The organism is Hydrogenophaga sp. LT287 (assembly GCF_055702805.1).
Map to the genome: position 1 here is coordinate 1 of NZ_JBVPZC010000027.1, position 17,787 is coordinate 17,787.

Annotated in this window: 17 protein-coding genes; 12 read left to right on the forward strand and 5 right to left on the reverse strand. The window is 63.6% G+C overall.

Annotated features, from left to right (window positions below; translation table 11 throughout):
* On the forward strand, nt 1-176 hold a 176-nt coding region (locus AC0GNR_RS15865; protein WP_472901917.1), incomplete at its 5' end, for an ATP-binding protein.
* Between the two features lie 192 nt (nt 177-368).
* Here AC0GNR_RS15865 and AC0GNR_RS15870 read toward each other — a convergent pair.
* Nucleotides 369-1,319 carry a TerC family protein gene (locus AC0GNR_RS15870; protein ID WP_472901872.1) on the reverse strand — a complete coding sequence of 317 codons (951 nt, stop codon included), beginning with the start codon at nt 1,317-1,319 and terminating at the stop codon, nt 369-371.
* Nucleotides 1,320-1,585: 266 nt separating this feature from the next.
* Complete coding sequence (locus AC0GNR_RS15875; RefSeq protein WP_472901918.1) at nt 1,586-1,774, reverse strand: helix-turn-helix domain-containing protein; 189 nt, start codon at nt 1,772-1,774, stop codon at nt 1,586-1,588.
* A gap of 159 nt (nt 1,775-1,933) precedes the next feature.
* On the opposite strand from AC0GNR_RS15875, the gene AC0GNR_RS15880 reads away from it, so the two are divergent.
* The gene (locus AC0GNR_RS15880) at nt 1,934-2,659 is read left to right on the forward strand and encodes a hypothetical protein (RefSeq protein WP_472901873.1); all 726 of its coding nucleotides are present in this window, start codon (nt 1,934-1,936) and stop codon (nt 2,657-2,659) included.
* A gap of 51 nt (nt 2,660-2,710) precedes the next feature.
* Here the strand turns inward: AC0GNR_RS15880 and AC0GNR_RS15885 are convergent, their stop codons facing one another.
* Complete coding sequence (locus tag AC0GNR_RS15885) at nt 2,711-3,757, reverse strand: homocysteine S-methyltransferase family protein (RefSeq protein ID WP_472901874.1); 1,047 nt, start codon at nt 3,755-3,757, stop codon at nt 2,711-2,713.
* A gap of 100 nt (nt 3,758-3,857) precedes the next feature.
* Here AC0GNR_RS15885 and AC0GNR_RS15890 point away from each other — a divergent pair, with 100 nt between their 5' ends.
* From AC0GNR_RS15890 to AC0GNR_RS15905, 4 genes are all read left to right on the forward strand, one after another.
* A complete protein-coding gene (locus AC0GNR_RS15890) occupies nt 3,858-4,277 on the forward strand; it encodes a rhodanese-like domain-containing protein (protein ID WP_472901875.1) in 420 nt (139 codons plus the stop codon).
* Nucleotides 4,278-4,310: 33 nt separating this feature from the next.
* The gene (gene recQ / locus AC0GNR_RS15895) at nt 4,311-6,212 is read left to right on the forward strand and encodes a DNA helicase RecQ (RefSeq protein ID WP_472901876.1); all 1,902 of its coding nucleotides are present in this window, start codon (nt 4,311-4,313) and stop codon (nt 6,210-6,212) included.
* Between the two features lie 189 nt (nt 6,213-6,401).
* Nucleotides 6,402-6,746 carry a hypothetical protein gene (locus AC0GNR_RS15900; protein WP_472901877.1) on the forward strand — a complete coding sequence of 115 codons (345 nt, stop codon included), beginning with the start codon at nt 6,402-6,404 and terminating at the stop codon, nt 6,744-6,746.
* 192 nt (nt 6,747-6,938) lie between these two features.
* A complete protein-coding gene (locus tag AC0GNR_RS15905) occupies nt 6,939-7,664 on the forward strand; it encodes a glutamine amidotransferase (RefSeq protein ID WP_472901878.1) in 726 nt (241 codons plus the stop codon).
* On the opposite strand, the gene AC0GNR_RS15910 is transcribed toward AC0GNR_RS15905, so the two are convergent.
* Nucleotides 7,654-9,930: an ATP-binding protein gene (locus AC0GNR_RS15910; protein WP_472901919.1), complete on the reverse strand. Its 2,277-nt coding sequence runs from the start codon at nt 9,928-9,930 to the stop codon at nt 7,654-7,656. The two genes, AC0GNR_RS15905 and AC0GNR_RS15910, sit on opposite strands and share 11 nt — an antisense overlap.
* Before the next feature lie 321 nt (nt 9,931-10,251).
* Here AC0GNR_RS15910 and AC0GNR_RS15915 point away from each other — a divergent pair, with 321 nt between their 5' ends.
* The 5 genes from AC0GNR_RS15915 to AC0GNR_RS15935 all read left to right on the forward strand — a co-directional run bounded on the left by AC0GNR_RS15915 (nt 10,252) and on the right by AC0GNR_RS15935 (nt 16,001).
* A complete protein-coding gene (locus AC0GNR_RS15915; protein ID WP_472901879.1) occupies nt 10,252-11,451 on the forward strand; it encodes a threonine ammonia-lyase in 1,200 nt (399 codons plus the stop codon).
* Between the two features lie 162 nt (nt 11,452-11,613).
* Nucleotides 11,614-13,074 carry a mechanosensitive ion channel gene (locus AC0GNR_RS15920; protein WP_472901880.1) on the forward strand — a complete coding sequence of 487 codons (1,461 nt, stop codon included), beginning with the start codon at nt 11,614-11,616 and terminating at the stop codon, nt 13,072-13,074.
* Between the two features lie 4 nt (nt 13,075-13,078).
* Nucleotides 13,079-13,510, forward strand: a complete 432-nt coding sequence (locus AC0GNR_RS15925; RefSeq protein WP_472901881.1) for a PaaI family thioesterase — start codon at nt 13,079-13,081, stop codon at nt 13,508-13,510.
* A 74-nt stretch (nt 13,511-13,584) separates the two neighbouring features.
* Nucleotides 13,585-13,728: a hypothetical protein gene (locus AC0GNR_RS15930; protein WP_322303182.1), complete on the forward strand. Its 144-nt coding sequence runs from the start codon at nt 13,585-13,587 to the stop codon at nt 13,726-13,728.
* Nucleotides 13,729-14,129: 401 nt separating this feature from the next.
* Nucleotides 14,130-16,001: a phosphoenolpyruvate carboxykinase (GTP) gene (locus AC0GNR_RS15935; protein WP_472901882.1), complete on the forward strand. Its 1,872-nt coding sequence runs from the start codon at nt 14,130-14,132 to the stop codon at nt 15,999-16,001.
* Between the two features lie 155 nt (nt 16,002-16,156).
* On the opposite strand, the gene AC0GNR_RS15940 is transcribed toward AC0GNR_RS15935, so the two are convergent.
* Complete coding sequence (locus AC0GNR_RS15940; protein WP_472901883.1) at nt 16,157-16,711, reverse strand: hypothetical protein; 555 nt, start codon at nt 16,709-16,711, stop codon at nt 16,157-16,159.
* A 107-nt stretch (nt 16,712-16,818) separates the two neighbouring features.
* On the opposite strand from AC0GNR_RS15940, the gene AC0GNR_RS15945 reads away from it, so the two are divergent.
* A complete protein-coding gene (locus AC0GNR_RS15945) occupies nt 16,819-17,784 on the forward strand; it encodes a LysR family transcriptional regulator (protein ID WP_472901884.1) in 966 nt (321 codons plus the stop codon).
* The last annotated feature ends 3 nt before the right edge of the window (nt 17,785-17,787 follow it).

A 17,787-nucleotide genomic window follows, 5' to 3' on the forward strand; every position in this document is an offset into this window, starting at 1 on the left:
CCACCGCCTTGCTCGACCGACTCACGCACCACTGCCACATCGTGGAGACGGGCAACGAGAGCTGGCGATTCAAGCATTCCAGTGCCGCTGGCGCGGCACTGCCAAAGCAACGCCCAAAGACTCAGAAGGGAGATCGAAAACCAGCGGACCCTATAGACTTATCCACAACCGAGTAGCCAAAAAACCCATCAACCCGGTGGCTCAGTATTCGACGTGATCACTGGCTCAGTTGTACTGATGAATCAACAATCGGTGAAAAAGGCGGGAAATTGAGTACTTTTTAAGAGGTCAACGCAAAACCGGGGCAAAAGCCCCGGTTCTCTTGTCTACTCTGGCGGCGGCGCTCAGGGCGCCAACCGGCCTCAGCGTCAGGTGTTGGGTGCCGTCTTGGAACTCCAGATCATGGTGATGACCAAGATGCCCATCACCACCCCCAGGGACACCGACACCGGAATCTTGAAGATGTCGATCAGCATCATCTTGGTACCAATGAACACCAGGATCACGGCCAGGCCGTAGTTCAGCAAGTGGAAACGGCTGGCGGCCGCTTGCAGCAGGAAGAACATGGCGCGCAGCCCCAGAATGGCAAACACGTTGCTGGTGAGCACAATGAACGGGTCTTTGGTGATGGCAAAAATGGCCGGGATCGAGTCCACCGCAAAGATCACGTCGGTCATGCCGACCAGGGCAATCACCATCAACAGCGGCGTTGCAATGCGCTTGCCGTTTTCAACGGTGAAGAACTTCTCGCCGTCGTACTCTTTGCTCACCGGCATGATCCGGCGCAGCAGCTTCAGGGCCGGGTTGTCGTCCAGGTTGGCCTCGGAATCCGCACCCACCCACATCTTGATGCCGGTCAGGATCAGGAAAGCGCCGAACACGTAGAGGATCCAGTGGAACTGGTCCAGCAGCCAGGCACCCACCAAAATCATGATGGTGCGCAGCACGATGGCGCCCAGAATGCCGATCATCAGCACCCGTTTCTGGAACGTGGGCGGTACCGCGAAGTAGGTAAAGATCAGCAGAAAGACAAAGATGTTGTCCACCGCCAGGCTCTTCTCGATCAGGTAGCCGGTGAGGAACTCCAGCGCCTTCTCGTTGGCGACCTCGACGGACCCGGTGGTGTCCTTGATGGCCCACCAGAACATGGCGTTGAAGACCAGACTGACCACCACCCAGGCCAGCGACCAGTACAGGGCCTCTTTGACACCCACCTCATGGGCGCCCTGCTTGGAGAGCACGACAAAGTCGACAAACAGTGCGACGAGCACGAAGGCGACGAAAACGCCCCATAGCCAAAGGGGAGCAATGGTTTCCATAGAAATACCTTGAAGGACGGTGTTGAAAAACAAACACCCTCCAAGGTCTGGCCTGAACCGGGCATGGCGCCCAGCCCGGAGTTTCCGGCGGCCTGATCGCATTGAACCAGACCACGTATTGACGAAAACCCCACCCGCCGAAACCGGGCAAAGCCCGGTGGCAGGTTGGTTACTCCCCTTGACGGGAACCGAGTAGTTTGGGGGCAGTTGGTTGCCGGCGCAAACTGAAGGTTCTTCAGGATTTGACTGAAGGACGTGGGCTGACCTCAGTCTCTGGCAAATTTTGCGATGGCTTCCTGAGGCTCAACATTGCATGCGCGGCACCAGTCGATGAACACCATCACATCCACATACATTTCACCGCGCTCCACTTTGGAAACGTAGGACTGTCCAACACCCAGTGTTTGAGCAAGCTGCACCTGTGAAAGCCCGGCGGACTGGCGAGTCCGCGCCATTTCAGCCTGCAAGGCTTGGTAGCGAGGATGGTGTATGGAGACGGGCACATATGGATGCTCTATCCCGATTTGGAATAGTCCATTTACGACTATTTCAGATTAAGATCCATTTGGCCGTGACATGTCGTTACAGGCTCTATCAATTAATTCAGGGAATCCATGAACAAATTCAAACTTCGATGGGCGGCATTGGCTGTCAGCACTGCCGTTTTGACCGCATGCGGGGGTGGAGATGACGCTGCCACCACATTGGCGGTCGAAGGCTTTTGGAGTGGCTCAACCACCACAGGGGTTGGTGTCAATCTGGCGATTTTGGAGAACGGAGAGACTTGGGGTGTCTACACCTCAGGCGGTGGGATCGCTGGTGCTTTGTATGGGAATACCACGGCCAGCGGTAACACCCTAAGCGGCTCAGGTTCGGACTTCAACATCCCATCCCGCACGACCTCCTCGGCCACTTATTCAGGCACCTTTGCCCCAAAATCTTCGATCAGCCTCACCACGTCAGGCGGCGTCTCCTTTACGGGGACTTATGAGGCAGCCTACGACCAGCCTGCTTCGTTGGCAGCTGTTGCAGGCTCTTTTACCGGTGAGGGCGTTTCGGGCAGCAGTCCGGTGCAAGGGGTATCTGTCACCATCTCTTCTTCAGGTGCCGTCACGGTACCTGCCAATCTGGGCTGCTCTGCATCAGGTTTAATTACTCCCCGCGCCAGTGGCAAGAACGTGTTCAACGTGTCCGTCACGTTCTCGGGCTCTACCTGCGCCTTGGGGAACGGGGCCACAGCGACAGGCATGGCCTACTACGACTCAGTCGATCAAGGCTTGGTAGTGCTGGCCTTGAACTCTGCGAAAACCGACGGTTTTATCTACATCGGTAGCAAGTAAACCCCGAAAAGGTCCCCGAGCGAATTTCGCTCGGGGACACTTCCACCACACTCAAACCGCCTCTTTGTAAAACGCTTGCCGCCCCACCGCCCGCGGCGCCTGGCTCGCCACCGCGTCGTGAATCGCGCCAATGTGCTGCGGCGTGGTGCCGCAGCAGCCGCCCACGATGTTCACCAGGCCTTCGGCGGCAAACTCGTGCAGCAGGCGGCTGGTCACGTCCGGCGTTTCGTCGAAACCGGTGTCGCTCATGGGGTTGGGCAGTCCGGCGTTGGGGTAGCAGCTGATGAAGGTGTCGCCCGCGACCTTGGCCAGTTCCTGGATGTAGGGACGCATGAGCGTGGCGCCCAGCGCGCAGTTCAGGCCCACGGCCAGCGGCTGGATGTGGCGCACGCTGGCCCAGAAAGCGGTGACGGTCTGGCCGCTCAAGATGCGGCCGGAAGCGTCGGTCACGGTGCCGCTGATGATGACCGGCAGGCGCTCGCCGCTGTTTTCAAAATACTCGTCGATGGCAAACAGCGCCGCTTTGGCGTTGAGGGTGTCGAAGATGGTTTCGACCAGCAACACGTCAGAGCCGCCTTCCACCAGCGCTTCCACTTGCTCGTAATAGGCGGCGCGCAGCTGCTCAAAGGTCACGTTGCGGGCGCCGGCGTCGTTCACGTCGGGGCTGATACTGGCGGTCTTGGGCGTCGGGCCCAGGGCGCCGGCCACGAAGCGGGGCTTGTCGGGTGTGCTGAATTTGTCGCAGGCTTCGCGGGCGATGCGGGCCGACGCCAGGTTCATCTCGCGCGCCAGGGGGGCCATGTCGTAGTCTTCTTGCGCAATCGTGGTGGCGCCGAAGGTGTTGGTCTCGATCAGGTCGGCGCCGGCGGCCAGGTAGCCTTCGTGGATGTCGCGGATCACGTCCGGGCGGGTCAGGCTCAGCAGTTCGTTGTTGCCCTTCACATCTTTGTGAAAGTCTTTGAAGCGTTCACCGCGGTACTGCGCCTCGCCGAGCTTGAAGCGCTGAATCATGGTGCCCATGGCGCCATCCAGAATGGCGATGCGTTTCGAGAGGATGTCAGGCAAGGCCTGGGCGCGGGTGTAGGTCGGGAAAGTCATGGATGGGATTGTAGGAACTGTGGCGGCGGCGGGCCAAAGCCGCGGCACGTGGCCTGCCCCGCAGCAAGGGCGCCCACACGCATACCCGACAATAGGCGCCATGAAACACCTCAACCCCCAGGAAGCCTGGGCCTGGCTGCAACAGGAGCGCGCGCGCAGTGCCGCCGACGGCAGCGCCGGCCCCTTGTTTGTGGACGTGCGCATGGAGATCGAGTCGCTCTACGTGGGCCGCCCGCCCGAGGTGGAGAACATTCCCTGGTACGAATACCCCGACCTCACGCCCGACCCGCAACGCTTTGCTGCGGCGGTGGAGAAAGAAGCGGGCGACAAAACCCGCCCGGTGCTGCTGATCTGCCGCAGCGGCAAGCGCACGCTGGACGCTGGCGCTGCCCTGGAAGCCGCCGGCTTTGCCCAGGTGGCGCATGTGGTGCACGGTTTTGAAGGCGAGCTGAACGACGCGTTCAAGCGCTCCAGCCTGAACGGCTGGCGTTTTGAGGGTTTGCCGTGGGAGCAAATGTGACCGGTGGCCTGAAATCACCCGATGGCGTTGTCCATGATTGATATTTCTCCCCAGGGCGAAACCCTGGAAGCTTGCGTGGGCGTGCTGCAGGAAGTGTTTGGCTATGACGCCTTTCGCGGCCCGCAGGCCGACATTGTTGGGCACGTGAGCGCGGGCGGCGACGCCCTGGTGCTCATGCCCACGGGCGGCGGCAAGTCGCTGTGTTACCAGGTGCCGGCCATCGTGCGCGAGCGCGCCGGGCACGGCCTCACAGTGGTGGTGTCGCCGCTGATCGCGCTCATGCACGACCAGGTGGGCGCGCTGATTGAAGCCGGCGTGGCCGGCGCTTTCCTGAACTCCAGCCTCACCAGCGAAGAAGCCCAGCAAACCGAAAAGCAGCTGCTGCGCGGCGAACTCACGCTCATTTACGCCGCCCCGGAGCGCCTGACCACACCCCGTTTTCTGGCGCTCATGGATTCGCTGCACGAGCGCGGCAAGCTCAGCCTGTTTGCCATTGACGAGGCGCACTGCGTGAGCCAGTGGGGCCACGACTTCCGGCCCGAGTACCGCTCGCTGGCGATATTGCACGAGCGCTACGCCGGCGTGCCCCGCGTGGCGCTCACCGCCACGGCCGACGACCTCACCCGCGCCGACATCGTGGAACGCCTGCAACTGCAACAGGCGCGCACCTTTATCAGCAGTTTTGACCGGCCCAACATCCGCTACCAGCTGGTGGAAAAGAAGGACGCCACCGCCCAGCTGATGCGTTTCATACGCGACGAACACACCAGCAGCGCGGGCCACGACGCGGGCATCGTCTACTGCCAGTCGCGCCGCCGGGTAGAAGAAGTGGCCGGCATGCTGAACGACGCTGGCCTGAACGCCCTGCCCTACCACGCGGGCATGGACGCGACCAAGCGCCAGCAACACCAGGACCGTTTCTTGCGCGAAGAAGGCCTGATCATGGTGGCCACCATCGCGTTTGGCATGGGCATCGACAAGCCCGACGTTCGCTTCGTGGCGCACCTGGATATGCCCAAAAACATTGAGGGCTACTACCAGGAAACCGGCCGTGCCGGTCGCGACGGCGAGCCCGCCAACGCCTGGATGGCCTACGGCCTGCAAGACGTGGTGAACCAGCGCCGCATGATCGACGAGAGCCCCGCGGCCGACGAGTTCAAGCAGGTGCTGCGCGGCAAGCTCGACGCCCTGCTCACCCTGGCCGAAGCCAGCGACTGCCGCCGCGTGCGGCTGCTGGCCTACTTTGGCGAAAAAAGCGAGCCCTGCGGCAATTGCGACAACTGCCTGCACCCGCCGGCGCTAACGGACGCCACCGAGTCGGCCCGCAAGCTGCTCTCCTGCATCTACCGCGTGCAGCAGACCAGCGGCACCGCGTTTGGCGCGGGTCACATCATGGACATCTTGCGCGGCAAGCAGACCGAAAAGATGGCGCAGTACGGGCACGACAAGCTGAGCACCTTTGGCATTGGGGCCGACCTGTCAGAAACCCAATGGCGCGCGCTGCTGCGCCAGCTGATCGCCATTGAAGCGGTGCAGGTGGACGCGGCGCACTACAACACGCTGCACCTGGCCGACGCCGCCCGCGAGATTTTGAAAGGGCAGCGCCCGGTGGCGCTGAAACTGGCGGCTGAAAAAACCCCGGGCCGTACCAGCCGCAGCAAGGCCGCGCGCAGCAGCGCGGCCGCAGCGCCCGACGGCCAGCCGCTGAGCCTGGCCGAACGCGACTGCCTGGACGCCCTCAAGGCCTGGCGCGGCGAAGTGGCGCGCGAGCACAACCTGCCCGCTTTTGTGATTTTTCACGACAGCACCTTGCGCGCCATTGCCAGCCGCATGCCCCAAACCGACGCCGACCTGGATGGAATTGCAGGTCTGGGACAGAAAAAGCGCGAGGCTTACGGTGCGGACGTGCTGCGGGTGGTGAGTGCTTTTGGGTAGTTTGGGCGCGCTGGAAAAAGCGATCTGAACACCATCGTTTGACCTGTTTTTCATAGCGCGACCACTCGTCGGTCGAAGCCTGTTTGAAGGGTAAAAAACCTCAAGGCGGAAGCGGCACCGCCGATGTTGAAGGTGAGCCCGGGGGCAACCCCGTTCACTGACTTTGAACATCGCGAAATGGAGTGCGGCATGTTTTTCAAGCTGCCATGGTTCGGCAAACGCCACCACGAGAAGTACCACGACACCCAGGTGCTGGAACTGGATTTCCTCGTTGACGAATTCCACGACGCGATGGCCGACATCAAAGATCCCGTGCGCACACGCCTGCACGCGGCCCTGATTTCTTGCCAGAGCCCCAAAGACCTCTGGTTTCTGCGCGGCAAGCTGTTCAACCTGATTTCCAAGCACCACTGCGAAAGCGAAGCCCACCAGCGTGTGGGCCGGCTCGACCAGAAGCTGCGTTTCTTTGTGGACCACCACCCGGACTACACGCCGGAAGAACTGCCCTCGGGGCCAATGGCGCTTCTTCACTGACCCCCCGCGCCGCGCTGCGCGCGTCACCCCCCCAGGGGGCAACGGTGGCGGCCCGGCCGGTTCCGCGGCGTTATGGAACAAGACATCTCTCTCACGCATGCTTGCTTGTCTCCTCGTTTGGCCCGTCGTTGAGACGGGCTTTTTCTTGGGCGCAACCCGCGCGGCGAGGGCGGTGTTTCTAGAATCACGGGCATGACTGCACCCCGCCCCCTGCTCATCGTCCAGACCGGTCGCACGCACGACCACATCCGCGAACGCCTGGGAGACTTTCATGACTGGATCGAGGCGGGTCTGCGCACAGGCGGTGCCGAGGTGACAACCTACGACGCCCGCTCGGATACACCGCCCCCCGCGCCGCAAACCGTAGCGGGCATTGTGCTCACGGGTTCACACGCCATGGTGAGCGACCGCGAAGCCTGGAGCGAAGCGCTGGTGCCCTGGCTGCAGCAGGCCGTGGCGGTGCAAACGCCGGTGCTGGGCATTTGCTACGGCCACCAGCTGCTGGCGCACGCGCTGGGCGGCGAGGTGGCACACCACCCACAGGGGGTGGAGATTGGCACGGTGCGCGTGCAGCGCCACGCTGCTGCACAGACCGACGCCCTGCTGGGGCACCTGCCCGACGACTTTGAAGCGCAGGCCACGCACTGGCAGTCGGTGCGCCGCCTGCCGCCGGGGGCGGTGCTGCTGGCCGGCAATGCGTTTGAGCCGCACCACGCCTTTCGGGTGGGGCCCAGCGCCTGGGGCGTGCAATTTCACCCGGAGTTTTCAGCCGAAGCGCTCAGGGCTTATGTGGAGGGCATGGGGCCGGTGCTGGCGCGCGCGGGGCGCGATGCGGCACAGATCAGCGCGGGCTTAAAGGACACGCCGCTAGCGGCTTCGGTGTTGCCGCGGTTTGCGCGGTTGGCCCTCAATGAGTAAAGCCGATACCGCGTGATTCGCGCACCTCGGGTTTGATGCGGTGCTCGGCTTCAAGCTGGGCCAAAAATTCGTCGGGCGCCAGCGTTTCAGCCAAAATTTCCACCTGCCGCTTCACCGCGGCGAAGTCGCCGGGGCACAGCTGTTCCAGCCGGGCCAGCCGTGAGCGCCAGGCGTCCGTCAACACCGCCGCCTCACCGCCCAGCGCTTCCACCACAAACATGCGCTCGCGCTGCTCACGGGTGAGCGGCTTGAAATGGATCTTGAACGTGAAGCGCCGCAGCGCCGCCTGGTCGATGCTGTCCATCAGGTTGGTGGTGCAAATGAAAATGCCCGCGTAGCGCTCCATGCCCTGCAGCATCTCGTTCACCTCGGTCACCTCGTAGGTGCGCTGGGCGCCGCGGCGGTCTTGCAAAAAGCTGTCGGCTTCGTCCAGCAGCAGCACCGCTTTTTCCGCCTCGGCTTCGCGAAACATGGCCGCCATCTGCTGCTCGGTTTCGCCCACAAATTTGCTCATCAGGTCGCTGGCGCGGCGCACCATGAGCGGTCGCTCCAGCTGCTGCGCCATGTGCTCGGCCAGCGCGGTTTTGCCGGTGCCAGGGGCGCCATGGAAACACAGGCAGCCGTGGCCGCGTGCCTTGAGCGCGCTGACGATGCGCGGCAGTTCGTAACGCGACTCCACGTTGAGCATGTCCAGGCTGTACTGCGTCACGCTGGGTCGCTGCAGCGCGTCGGGCCGACGGCCCAGGGCAAGGTCGGCGTGTTTGAGCTGGCGCTCGATCAGGTCGTCCAGCACCGGGGCCGGCGCAGCGCTCATGGCGGCTTTGCCCGCACGGCGGGGGGTGGGCTTGGCCGGTGCGGTGGCCAACTGGGCGAAGCGCACGGCGGTGCGAATCTGCGCCGGCGTGAGGCCTTTGCGCTCCGTCAGCCGGGCCACCAGCGCGTCCGACACACACACGTCTTCCAGCGTTTTGCGCACGAGCTGCTCGCGCGCGCCCGGTGGTGGGCTTTTCAGCTCCAGGTGGTAAGCGAAACGGCGGCGAAACGCCGGGTCAATTTGCTCGATGCGGTTGGTCACCCACAGCGTGGGCACGGCATTGGTTTCCAAAATCTGGTTGACCCAGGCCTTGCCGCTGACGCTGCCGGTGTGCGGCGCGGCCACGTGTTCGGCGCGCGCCATGAGCTGCGCCGCTTCGCTGGAGATGGGCGGAAAAACGTCTTCCACCTCGTCAAACAGCAGCACCGAATGGGCCGTGCCTTTCAAAAACACCTGGGCGATTTGCAACGAGCGATAGCGGTCGCGGCCGCTCAGGGCGTTGCCGTCGCGGTCGGCGTATTCCACTTCAAACAGTTCCAGCCCGGCGGCTTGTGCCACCACCCGGGCCAGCTCGGTTTTGCCGGTGCCAGGCGGGCCGTACAAGAGAATGTTGACGCCCGGTTCCTTGCGCGCCACGGCTTCGCGCAGCAGGCCACTCAGCAGCTGCACATCGTCGCCCACAAAGGCAAAGTCTTTGTCGGTCAGCGCCGAGCGGGCTGCCGGCCGGGTGAACACCGCCATCAGTTCGCTCTGCGTGCGGTACTCGCGCATCAGCACCGGCGGCAGCTTTTCACTCACTTTCATGAGGTCGGCCAGGTCGGTGATGTTGTGCTCGGAGATCAGGTTTTCGACCATGCCGATGCGCTCCAGCCGCGAGCCGGCGCGCAGCGCCTCGCCCACTTCGCTGGCTTTCACGCCCGCCACATCGGCAATGGCAGCATAGGCCTCGGGCGCGTTGTTGACCTTGAACTCCACCAGAATGGAACGCAGGTCGCGCTGGTAGCGCGCCAGCGTGCCGTAGAGCAACAGCGCACGCTCGGCGCGGTTGAGCTGCAGCAGGCCAGCCAGCGCGTCGATGTTTTTTTCCACCAGGGTGGACTGCTTCTTCAGCGCCTGGCTGAGCCAGTCGCCGGTGACGGCCAGCACGGCCAGCAGGTCTTTGGGCGATTCTTTGGCGTACTCGTCCAGGTAGAAAAACAGCGTGCCTTCTTCGTACGGGCCGCGCCAGATGCCGTAGCGCTCCATAAAGGCGTTGGTGCTCAGGCGGTCGTGGTCGCTCCAGAGTTCGTTGTCTTTGCAGCGGCGCTGCAAAAATTCCCGCAGCCGGCCCAGCACGGTCAGCGGCCACACCAGATGGCGCCCGGCCAGCGACAGCAAGGTGTTCAGGTCGCGCCGCACATTGAAGCGCGGGCCTTGGCGGGCGGCCAGTGTGAGCACGAAATGCGAACACATGAGGTCGAGCACCGGTGCCTGGCGCAGACCATGGGGCACGAACACCCGGCCTTCCGCCGCGCAGGGGCTGCGCCCTTCGCGGGGCTCTCGCGGTTCCAGCACCGCCCGCGCCAAAGGGCTTGCGGGCTGCACCGTGCGTTTGGTCATCCAGACACCTCCAGAAAAACCTCGGGCCGCCCAAGCCGGGCAGCCCACATGCGGCTCTGAGCGGAACATAACCCAGCTTGATGTTTCATGGAAGAGCGTGATGGAGCGTGTTTGAGCAATTTGTGGGGCTTTTCCCCAAGCCCGTTGGCGGGGACGGCGGGCCACAATGGCGCCATGCTGGAACTACACGACATTGAAGCCGCCGCCGCCCGTCTGACCGGGCAGGTGCTGGACACCCCATTTGTGGAATCGCGCACCATTTCGCAGCTCACCGGCTGCCAGGTGTTTTTGAAGTTTGAAAACCTGCAGTACACCGCTTCGTTCAAAGAGCGCGGCGCCTGCAACAAGCTGACCCAGCTCAGCGCCGACGAGCGCGCGCGCGGTGTGGTGGCCATGAGCGCGGGCAATCACGCGCAAGGGGTGGCCTACCACGCCCAGCGGCTGGGCATTCGGGCGGTGATCGTCATGCCCCGCTTCACACCGGGTGTGAAGATTGACCGCACCCGCGGCTTTGATGTCGAGGTGGTGCTGCACGGCGACACCCTGGACGAAGCCCGCGCCCACGCCTACGCCCTGGCGCAGCAGCAAGGCCTGGTGTTTGTGCACCCTTACGACGACGAAGCGATCGTGGCTGGCCAGGGCACGGTGGCGCTGGAAATGCTGCGCGCGCAGCCCGATCTGGACACCCTGGTGGTGGCCGTGGGCGGGGGCGGCCTCATCGCCGGCATGGCCACGGTGGCCAAGGCCCTGAAGCCCGGTATCCGCATCATCGGCGTGCAGACCGAGCGGTTTCCGGCGATGTACAACGCCATCAAGGGCACGCACCTGCCGCAGGGCAGCAGCACGATTGCCGAGGGCATTGCGGTGGGCACGCCGGGCGAGATCACCCAGGCCATCGTGCGCGAGAAGGTGGACGACCTGGTGCTGGTGGACGAGGGCGACATTGAGCAGGCCATCGTGATGCTGCTGGAGATTGAAAAGACCCTGGTGGAAGGCGCGGGCGCCGCCGGGCTGGCCGCGGTGTTGAAGTACCCCGAGCGGTTTGCCGGGCAGAAAGTGGGCCTGGTGCTGTGCGGCGGCAACATCGACCCGCTGCTGCTGGCCTCCATCATTGAGCGTGGCATGGTGCGCGCCGGCCGGTTGGCGCGTATTCAGGTGAACGCGCGCGACGTGCCGGGCAACCTCGCGCGCATCACCGGCATCGTGGCCGAGGCCGGCGCCAACATCGACGAGGTGCACCACCAGCGCGCCTTCACCTTGTTGGCGGCGCAAAACGTGGCGATTGAACTGGTGTTGCAAACCCGCGGCCGCGAACACATTGCGCAGGTGATCGAGTGCCTGCGCGAAGCCGGCTTCGACACCACGCTGCTCTAACGCACAGACCACCAAAACACATTTGCCGGCAACGCGCCGGCATTGGCGGCGTTTGCCATTTTTCCTCTGCGATCGGCGGGCATCTTGCTTCACACGGGTTGACGCCTGCCCAGTGGCTCTGCATCATGGTCCGGTGTCCAACACCAATCGGGAGGAAGCGCCATGAACACGAACGCCTTGTGGGACTCGCTGCAAAGCACCTTGGGCAGCCACATACCGCAACTGCTCGGGGCCTTGGCCATTTTTGTGCTGGGCTGGCTCATCGCCGTGGTGGTGCGCGCCGCCGTGCGCAAAAGCCTGGGCTTCATTGGCGTCAACCACCGGTTTGGCAAACTCACCGGCACCGGGGTCGACATTGAAGGCGCGGTGGCGCTGGGCCTGTTCTGGGTGGTGATTTTGCTCACGCTGGTGGCGGTGTTCAACTCGCTGAACCTGGCCATCGTGTCGGGTCCGTTTTCGGCCCTGGCTACCGAGCTGTTTGCCTACGCGCCGCGCCTGCTGGGCGGCCTGGTGCTGGCGCTGGTGGGCTGGCTGGTGGCCAGTGTGGTGCGCGCCGTCGCGCAAAAGCTGCTGGACAAGTCCACGCTGGACGAAAAGCTGTCGGAGCACGCCGACATGGCCCCCATGAGCGAAGGCCTGGCGGGTGCGTTGTTCTGGCTGGTCATTTTGCTGTTTGTGCCCGCGGTGCTGGGTGCGCTGGACATGGAAGGTTTGCTGGACCCGCTGCGCACCATGGTCACCCAAACCCTGAGCATGCTGCCTAACGCGCTGGGTGCCCTCATCATTGGGGGCGTGGGCTGGATCGTGGCCACCGTGCTGCGCAACCTCACCACCAACCTGAGCCGTACTGCGGGTGTGGACAAGCTGGGCGGGCAGGCGGGGCTGGCCGAGTCGGTCCGCTTGTCCACCGTCATCGGCCTGCTGGTGTTTGTGGCGGTGTTTCTGCCCTCGCTCATTGCGGCGCTGGACGCACTGAAGATCGAAGCCATTTCGCGCCCCGCCACCGACATGCTAGCCCTGCTGATGCAAGGCGTACCCCACCTGATTGCCGCCGGCCTCATTTTGGTGGTGACCTGGCTGGTGGCTTCGTTTGCCAGCAAACTGCTCGCCAGCCTGCTGGCCACGCTGGGTTTTGACACCCTGCCCGCCCGCATCGGCATGGCCCATGCCTTTGAGCGCACGCCCGCTTCAACCGCCGTGGGGCGGGTGGCGCTGTTTTTTGCCATGCTGTTTGCCAGCGTGGAAGCAGCCAGCCAGCTCGGTTTTTCGCAGGTGAGCGACATCGTGTCCACCTTTATCCGCTTTGGGGGCGACATCTTGCTGGGCTCGGCCATTTTGGTGATCGGCTTCTGGCTAGCCAATGTGGCCTACGACGCCATTGACCGGGCCAGCGGCGCCAGCACGAAAGGCCTGGCGCGCGTCGGGCGCTATGCCATTTTGGCGCTGGTGATCGCCATGGGTCTGCGCGCCATGGGCATTGCGGACGACATCGTGAATCTGGCGTTTGGCCTCACCCTGGGCGCTGTGGCGGTGGCGGTGGCCCTGGCGTTTGGCCTGGGTGGACGCGAAGCCGCCGGCAAAATGATGGAACACTGGCTGTCCCAGCTGCGCCGCAAAGAATGAACCCATGACCCAAGACACCCCTTTCGCCTCCGTCACCACCGACACCCTGCAACACGCGCTGGCCGACTGGTTTGCCCCCTGGGTGCAAGCGCTCGGCCTCACCGTGGAGGCGTTTTCAGACGGCGAAGTAACCCTGCGTCTGCCTCAGAACGACCAGCTCAGCCGCGTGGGCGGCATGGTGTGCGGCCAGGCGCTCATGTCGGCGGCCGACACCGCCATGGTGCTGGCCATCGTGACCCGCCTGGGCAACCAGCGGCCCATGACCACGGTGCAGCTCAACACCAGCTTCCTCAAGCCTTTGTCTAACCAGGACGCCCTGGTGACGGCGCGCATCGTCCGCGCCGGCAAAAGCCTCGTGTTTGGCGAAATTGACATCAGCGGGGCACGCGACGGCCAGAGCGTGTGCCGCGCCAGCACCACCTACGCGCTGCTGTAACCCCGTTTTTTTCGCCGTTCCACGGCGTCTGCCCTAAAATCAGCGGCAGTTTTGTTCATTCCTCTGGAGAACCCATGTCCCACCACGATCACGACAGCCACAAAGACCAGCCGCAAGATGTGGTGGAGTCCATCGTTCCCCTGATGCCCATCGTCCTGCCCATCGCCGGCGCTGTGCTGATCTTCCTGCTGGCCTTCATTGCCGTGTTCATGGCCTGACACCATCCCGTCAGCCCACCAGGCCGAACGCCCGCCCGGGCCTTCGGCCTTTTTCTTGTCACAGGCACGACCCAGCGCACGGTCGCCCTACACCACACAGCGCGAACCGGCCACAGCCCGCCGTCATACGCATAAGGTTATGCGGGTTTTGCATGTAACTTGCCGGTAACTGACCCGGCGCTTTCATAAAATTGTGCGAATAGGCCGACACGCGGATCAAAACCCGGGATCATCCTCCCGCTTTTTTCCTTCGTGCTGCATCCGCAACCCGTACAGCAGCCCCGAGCGCCGACCGCCCTTTTTCGCACAAGGGAGCCTCACAGCCGCCCCCAGTCTTGACTGGCTTGCGGCTGTTGGTGTCTCTTGGGCTTGCCGCTTTACAAACTCTGGAGCTTCTTCCCATGAACTCACCCGTGATGCAGGGCCTCAACCTGAACACCCCCGCCTACGTCAAAAATGCCCGGCTGATTGCCTGGGTGGCCGACATGGTTGCCCTGTGCAAGCCTGCCAGCGTGGTCTGGTGCGACGGCAGCGATGCCGAATACGACCGCCTGTGCCAACAGCTGGTGGACGCCGGCACCTTCAAACGGCTCGACCCTGCCAAGCGCCCCAACAGCTTCCTGGCATGGTCGGACCCGTCCGACGTGGCCCGTGTGGAAGACCGCACCTACATCTGCGCCGAGAAAAAAGAAGACGCCGGCCCGACCAACAACTGGATGGCCCCAGCCGACATGCGCAAAACCCTGCAGCCGCTGTTTGACGGCTGCATGACCGGCCGCACCATGTATGTGGTGCCGTTCAGCATGGGCCCGCTGGGCTCACACATCGCTCACATTGGCGTCGAGCTGACCGACAGCGCCTACGTGGTCGTGAACCAGAAGCTGATGACCCGCATGGGCAAGGCCGTGTACGACGTGCTGGGCACCGACGGCGAGTTTGTTCCCTGTATGCACACCGTGGGCGCGCCGCTGGCTGCGGGCGAGCAAGACAGCACCAGCTGGCCCTGCAACCCAACCACCAAGTACATCGTGCATTACCCCGAAACGCGCGAAATCTGGAGCTACGGCTCGGGCTACGGTGGCAACGCACTGCTGGGCAAAAAGTGTCTGGCGCTGCGCATCGCGTCCACCATGGGCCGTGACCAAGGCTGGCTGGCCGAGCACATGTTGATTCTGGGTGTGACCAACCCGCAGGGCAAGAAGTACCACGTGGCAGCGGCCTTCCCCAGCGCCTGCGGCAAGACCAACTTCTCCATGCTGGTGCCACCGGCCGGCTTTGACGGCTGGAACGTGACCACCATTGGCGATGACATCGCCTGGATCAAGCCCCACGCCGACGGCAAGCTCTACGCCATCAACCCCGAAGCGGGCTACTTTGGCGTGGCACCGGGCACCAACACGCTGACCAACCCCAACTGCATGGCCAGCCTGAACGAAAACGTGATTTTCACCAACGTGGCGCTGACCGACGACGGCGACGTGTGGTGGGAAGGCATGGAAAAGGACCAGGGCAAGTTCCCGGCGCACCTGGTTGACTGGCAAGGCAAAGACTGGACGCCCGAGATTGCCAAGCAGACCGGCGCCAAGGCCGCCCACCCCAACGCCCGCTTCACCGTGGCCGCCACCAACAACCCAGCGCTGGACAGCGCCTGGGACGACCCGGCCGGCGTGCCGATTGACGCCTTCATCTTCGGCGGCCGCCGTTCCACCACCGTGCCACTGGTGACCGAAGCCCGCAGCTGGACCGAAGGCGTCTACATGGCCGCCACCATGGGCTCGGAAACCACCGCCGCCGCCTTCGGCGCGCAGGGCGTGGTGCGCCGCGACCCGTTCGCCATGCTGCCGTTCTGCGGCTACAACATGAGCGACTACTTCCAGCACTGGCTCAACATGGAACAGCGCCTGAGCAGCCAGGGTCACAGCCTGCCCAGCATCTTCTGCGTCAACTGGTTCCGCAAAGACGAAGCCGGCAAGTTCGTCTGGCCCGGCTACGGCGAAAACATGCGCGTGCTGAAGTGGATGATCGACCGCATTGAAGGCCAGGCCGCCGGCACCGAGACCATGTTTGGCGTGGCCCCGACCTACGGTGAACTCAACTGGACCGGCCTGGACTTCACGCCCGAGCAGTTCAACACCGTGACCAGCATCGACAAAGCCGCCTGGCTGGAAGAGCTCAAGCTGCACGAAACCCACTTTGAGCAGCTGGCCTACCACCTGCCCCAAGCGCTGGTGGACACCAAGGCCGCGCTTGAAAAGCGCCTGGAAGCGCTGTAAGTACACACAGCGGCCCGAAAAAAGCGGTTCAGGGCACGACCTGCCCTGGGCTGTTGAAGCTCCCGGATGATCCATTCGGGCGAAAAAAAGCCACCGGTACCGCCGGTGGCTTTTTTGCTGGGCGCAGCCTTGTGGGCCGCGCGCTCAGCGCTTTGTCAGATGTAGTGCAAGTGCATGTTGCGGGTGCGGCTGGCGGCCATGCGCTCAATGAATGCGTCCCAGCCGGCCAACTTGACCGGGGTCACAGCGGTGTCCAAGCCCATCGGGGCCAGCGCATCGCTGAAATCGTTGTGGTCTTCCAGCGCGCGCAGGCGTGCCTGCGTCAGGTCGGCCATGAGCCGGGGATCGTTCTGGGCCAGATCCCACAGCCGGGCCTCGGCGCGCGCTTGAGCCAGGGTCTGCGACCAGCCGTCCAGCGAGCGCATGGTGCTGTGTGCCAGGCGGCGGGCGGTGCCGGCAAACAGCGCCGAGCCCGCGAAAATCACGACCCACAAGAAAACCCAGGCCAGAAAAAGGTGGCCATCGGCCCAGGTGCTGATGAGGCGGTCGGCGACCACCACGATGGCCGCGACCACAGCGGCCAGCAGCATGGCGGCGAGACCACGGGCACCGTCAAAACGGCGGCGGACACGGTAAGCCCCGGCCTTGGTAGCCAGGGAGGATGGGTTCAAACCCAGAGATTCGGGGGTAGGAGAGAAAACGGTGCTCATGAAGAACTCCTTAAAAAATGGCAAATGTCTTTTGGACAAACGGATATTAGGGTAAACCCCCATGTCATGCCAATTTATTTTTGTGATGCATTACATTCATATTGATGATGAATGAACGCAATTTCCGCACCCTCGACCTGAACCTGCTGCGGGTTTTTGACGAGGTGATGACCGAACGCAACCTCACCCGGGCGGCGCACAACCTCGCCATGACACAGCCCGCCGTGAGCAATGCGCTGAAACGCTTGCGCGAGGCCATGGGTGACGAGTTGGTGCGGCGCTCAGGCTACGGCGTGGAACCCACCCCGGTGGCGATGCTGCTGTGGCCCACCGTGCGCGACGCGTTGCAGCAACTGCGCGAGGCCCTCGACCCTGGCGACTTCACACCCGGTAGCGCCGCCAATGCCTTTGTGCTGGCCATGGCCGACGCCACCGCCGCCAAAATCGTGCCCGGTCTGATGGACATTCTGGAAAGCGAAGCCCCAGGCGTGAACCTGCGGGTGCTGCCCTTGACCACACGCGACCCGCGCGACTTGCTGGAATCGGGCTCAGCCGACCTCGCCATTGGCCATTTCCCCGGCGTGCTGGCCGAGCTGGGGGCTTTGCACCTGCAAGAAAGCAGCCCCCGTTTTTTGCACCAGCGCCTGTACGACGGCGAGTACGTGGTGGTGATGCGGCGCGGACACCCACTGGCTGGCCAGCCGCTGACGCTGGACAGTTACTGCGCGGCCCGCCACCTGCTGGTGAGTTTTTCAGGGCGGGCCTTTGGTTTTGTGGACGAGGCTTTGGCAGCGATGTCGCGCCAGCGGCGGGTGGTGTTGACGGTGAACCAGTTTTTCACCGCTGGGCGTGTGGTCGCCACCACCGACCTGCTGACCGTGCTGCCACGCCACTTTGTCGAGGCCACCGGCCGCGAACACGAACTGGCGCTGAGCGACTTGCCCCTGCCCGTGCCACCCGTGCATGTGGACGCGCTATGGCATCGGCAGGCATCGCACAGCAGCGCCCACCGCTGGTTGCGCCAGACCGTCGAGCGCGCTTCAGCCAGCGGTTTTTTGGCCGATAACGCTTAAAAA

Coding starts and splice junctions, on each gene's coding strand:
- AC0GNR_RS15870 (WP_472901872.1), bottom strand. CDS start 1,319: ATGGAAACCATTGCTCCCCTTTGGCTATGGGGCGTTTTCGTCGCCTTC.
- AC0GNR_RS15875 (WP_472901918.1), bottom strand. CDS start 1,774: ATGGCGCGGACTCGCCAGTCCGCCGGGCTTTCACAGGTGCAGCTTGCT.
- AC0GNR_RS15880 (WP_472901873.1), top strand. CDS start 1,934: ATGAACAAATTCAAACTTCGATGGGCGGCATTGGCTGTCAGCACTGCC.
- AC0GNR_RS15885 (WP_472901874.1), bottom strand. CDS start 3,757: ATGACTTTCCCGACCTACACCCGCGCCCAGGCCTTGCCTGACATCCTC.
- AC0GNR_RS15890 (WP_472901875.1), top strand. CDS start 3,858: ATGAAACACCTCAACCCCCAGGAAGCCTGGGCCTGGCTGCAACAGGAG.
- recQ (WP_472901876.1), top strand. CDS start 4,311: ATGATTGATATTTCTCCCCAGGGCGAAACCCTGGAAGCTTGCGTGGGC.
- AC0GNR_RS15900 (WP_472901877.1), top strand. CDS start 6,402: ATGTTTTTCAAGCTGCCATGGTTCGGCAAACGCCACCACGAGAAGTAC.
- AC0GNR_RS15905 (WP_472901878.1), top strand. CDS start 6,939: ATGACTGCACCCCGCCCCCTGCTCATCGTCCAGACCGGTCGCACGCAC.
- AC0GNR_RS15910 (WP_472901919.1), bottom strand. CDS start 9,930: ATGTGTTCGCATTTCGTGCTCACACTGGCCGCCCGCCAAGGCCCGCGC.
- AC0GNR_RS15915 (WP_472901879.1), top strand. CDS start 10,252: ATGCTGGAACTACACGACATTGAAGCCGCCGCCGCCCGTCTGACCGGG.
- AC0GNR_RS15920 (WP_472901880.1), top strand. CDS start 11,614: ATGAACACGAACGCCTTGTGGGACTCGCTGCAAAGCACCTTGGGCAGC.
- AC0GNR_RS15925 (WP_472901881.1), top strand. CDS start 13,079: ATGACCCAAGACACCCCTTTCGCCTCCGTCACCACCGACACCCTGCAA.
- AC0GNR_RS15930 (WP_322303182.1), top strand. CDS start 13,585: ATGTCCCACCACGATCACGACAGCCACAAAGACCAGCCGCAAGATGTG.
- AC0GNR_RS15935 (WP_472901882.1), top strand. CDS start 14,130: ATGAACTCACCCGTGATGCAGGGCCTCAACCTGAACACCCCCGCCTAC.
- AC0GNR_RS15940 (WP_472901883.1), bottom strand. CDS start 16,711: ATGAGCACCGTTTTCTCTCCTACCCCCGAATCTCTGGGTTTGAACCCA.
- AC0GNR_RS15945 (WP_472901884.1), top strand. CDS start 16,819: ATGAATGAACGCAATTTCCGCACCCTCGACCTGAACCTGCTGCGGGTT.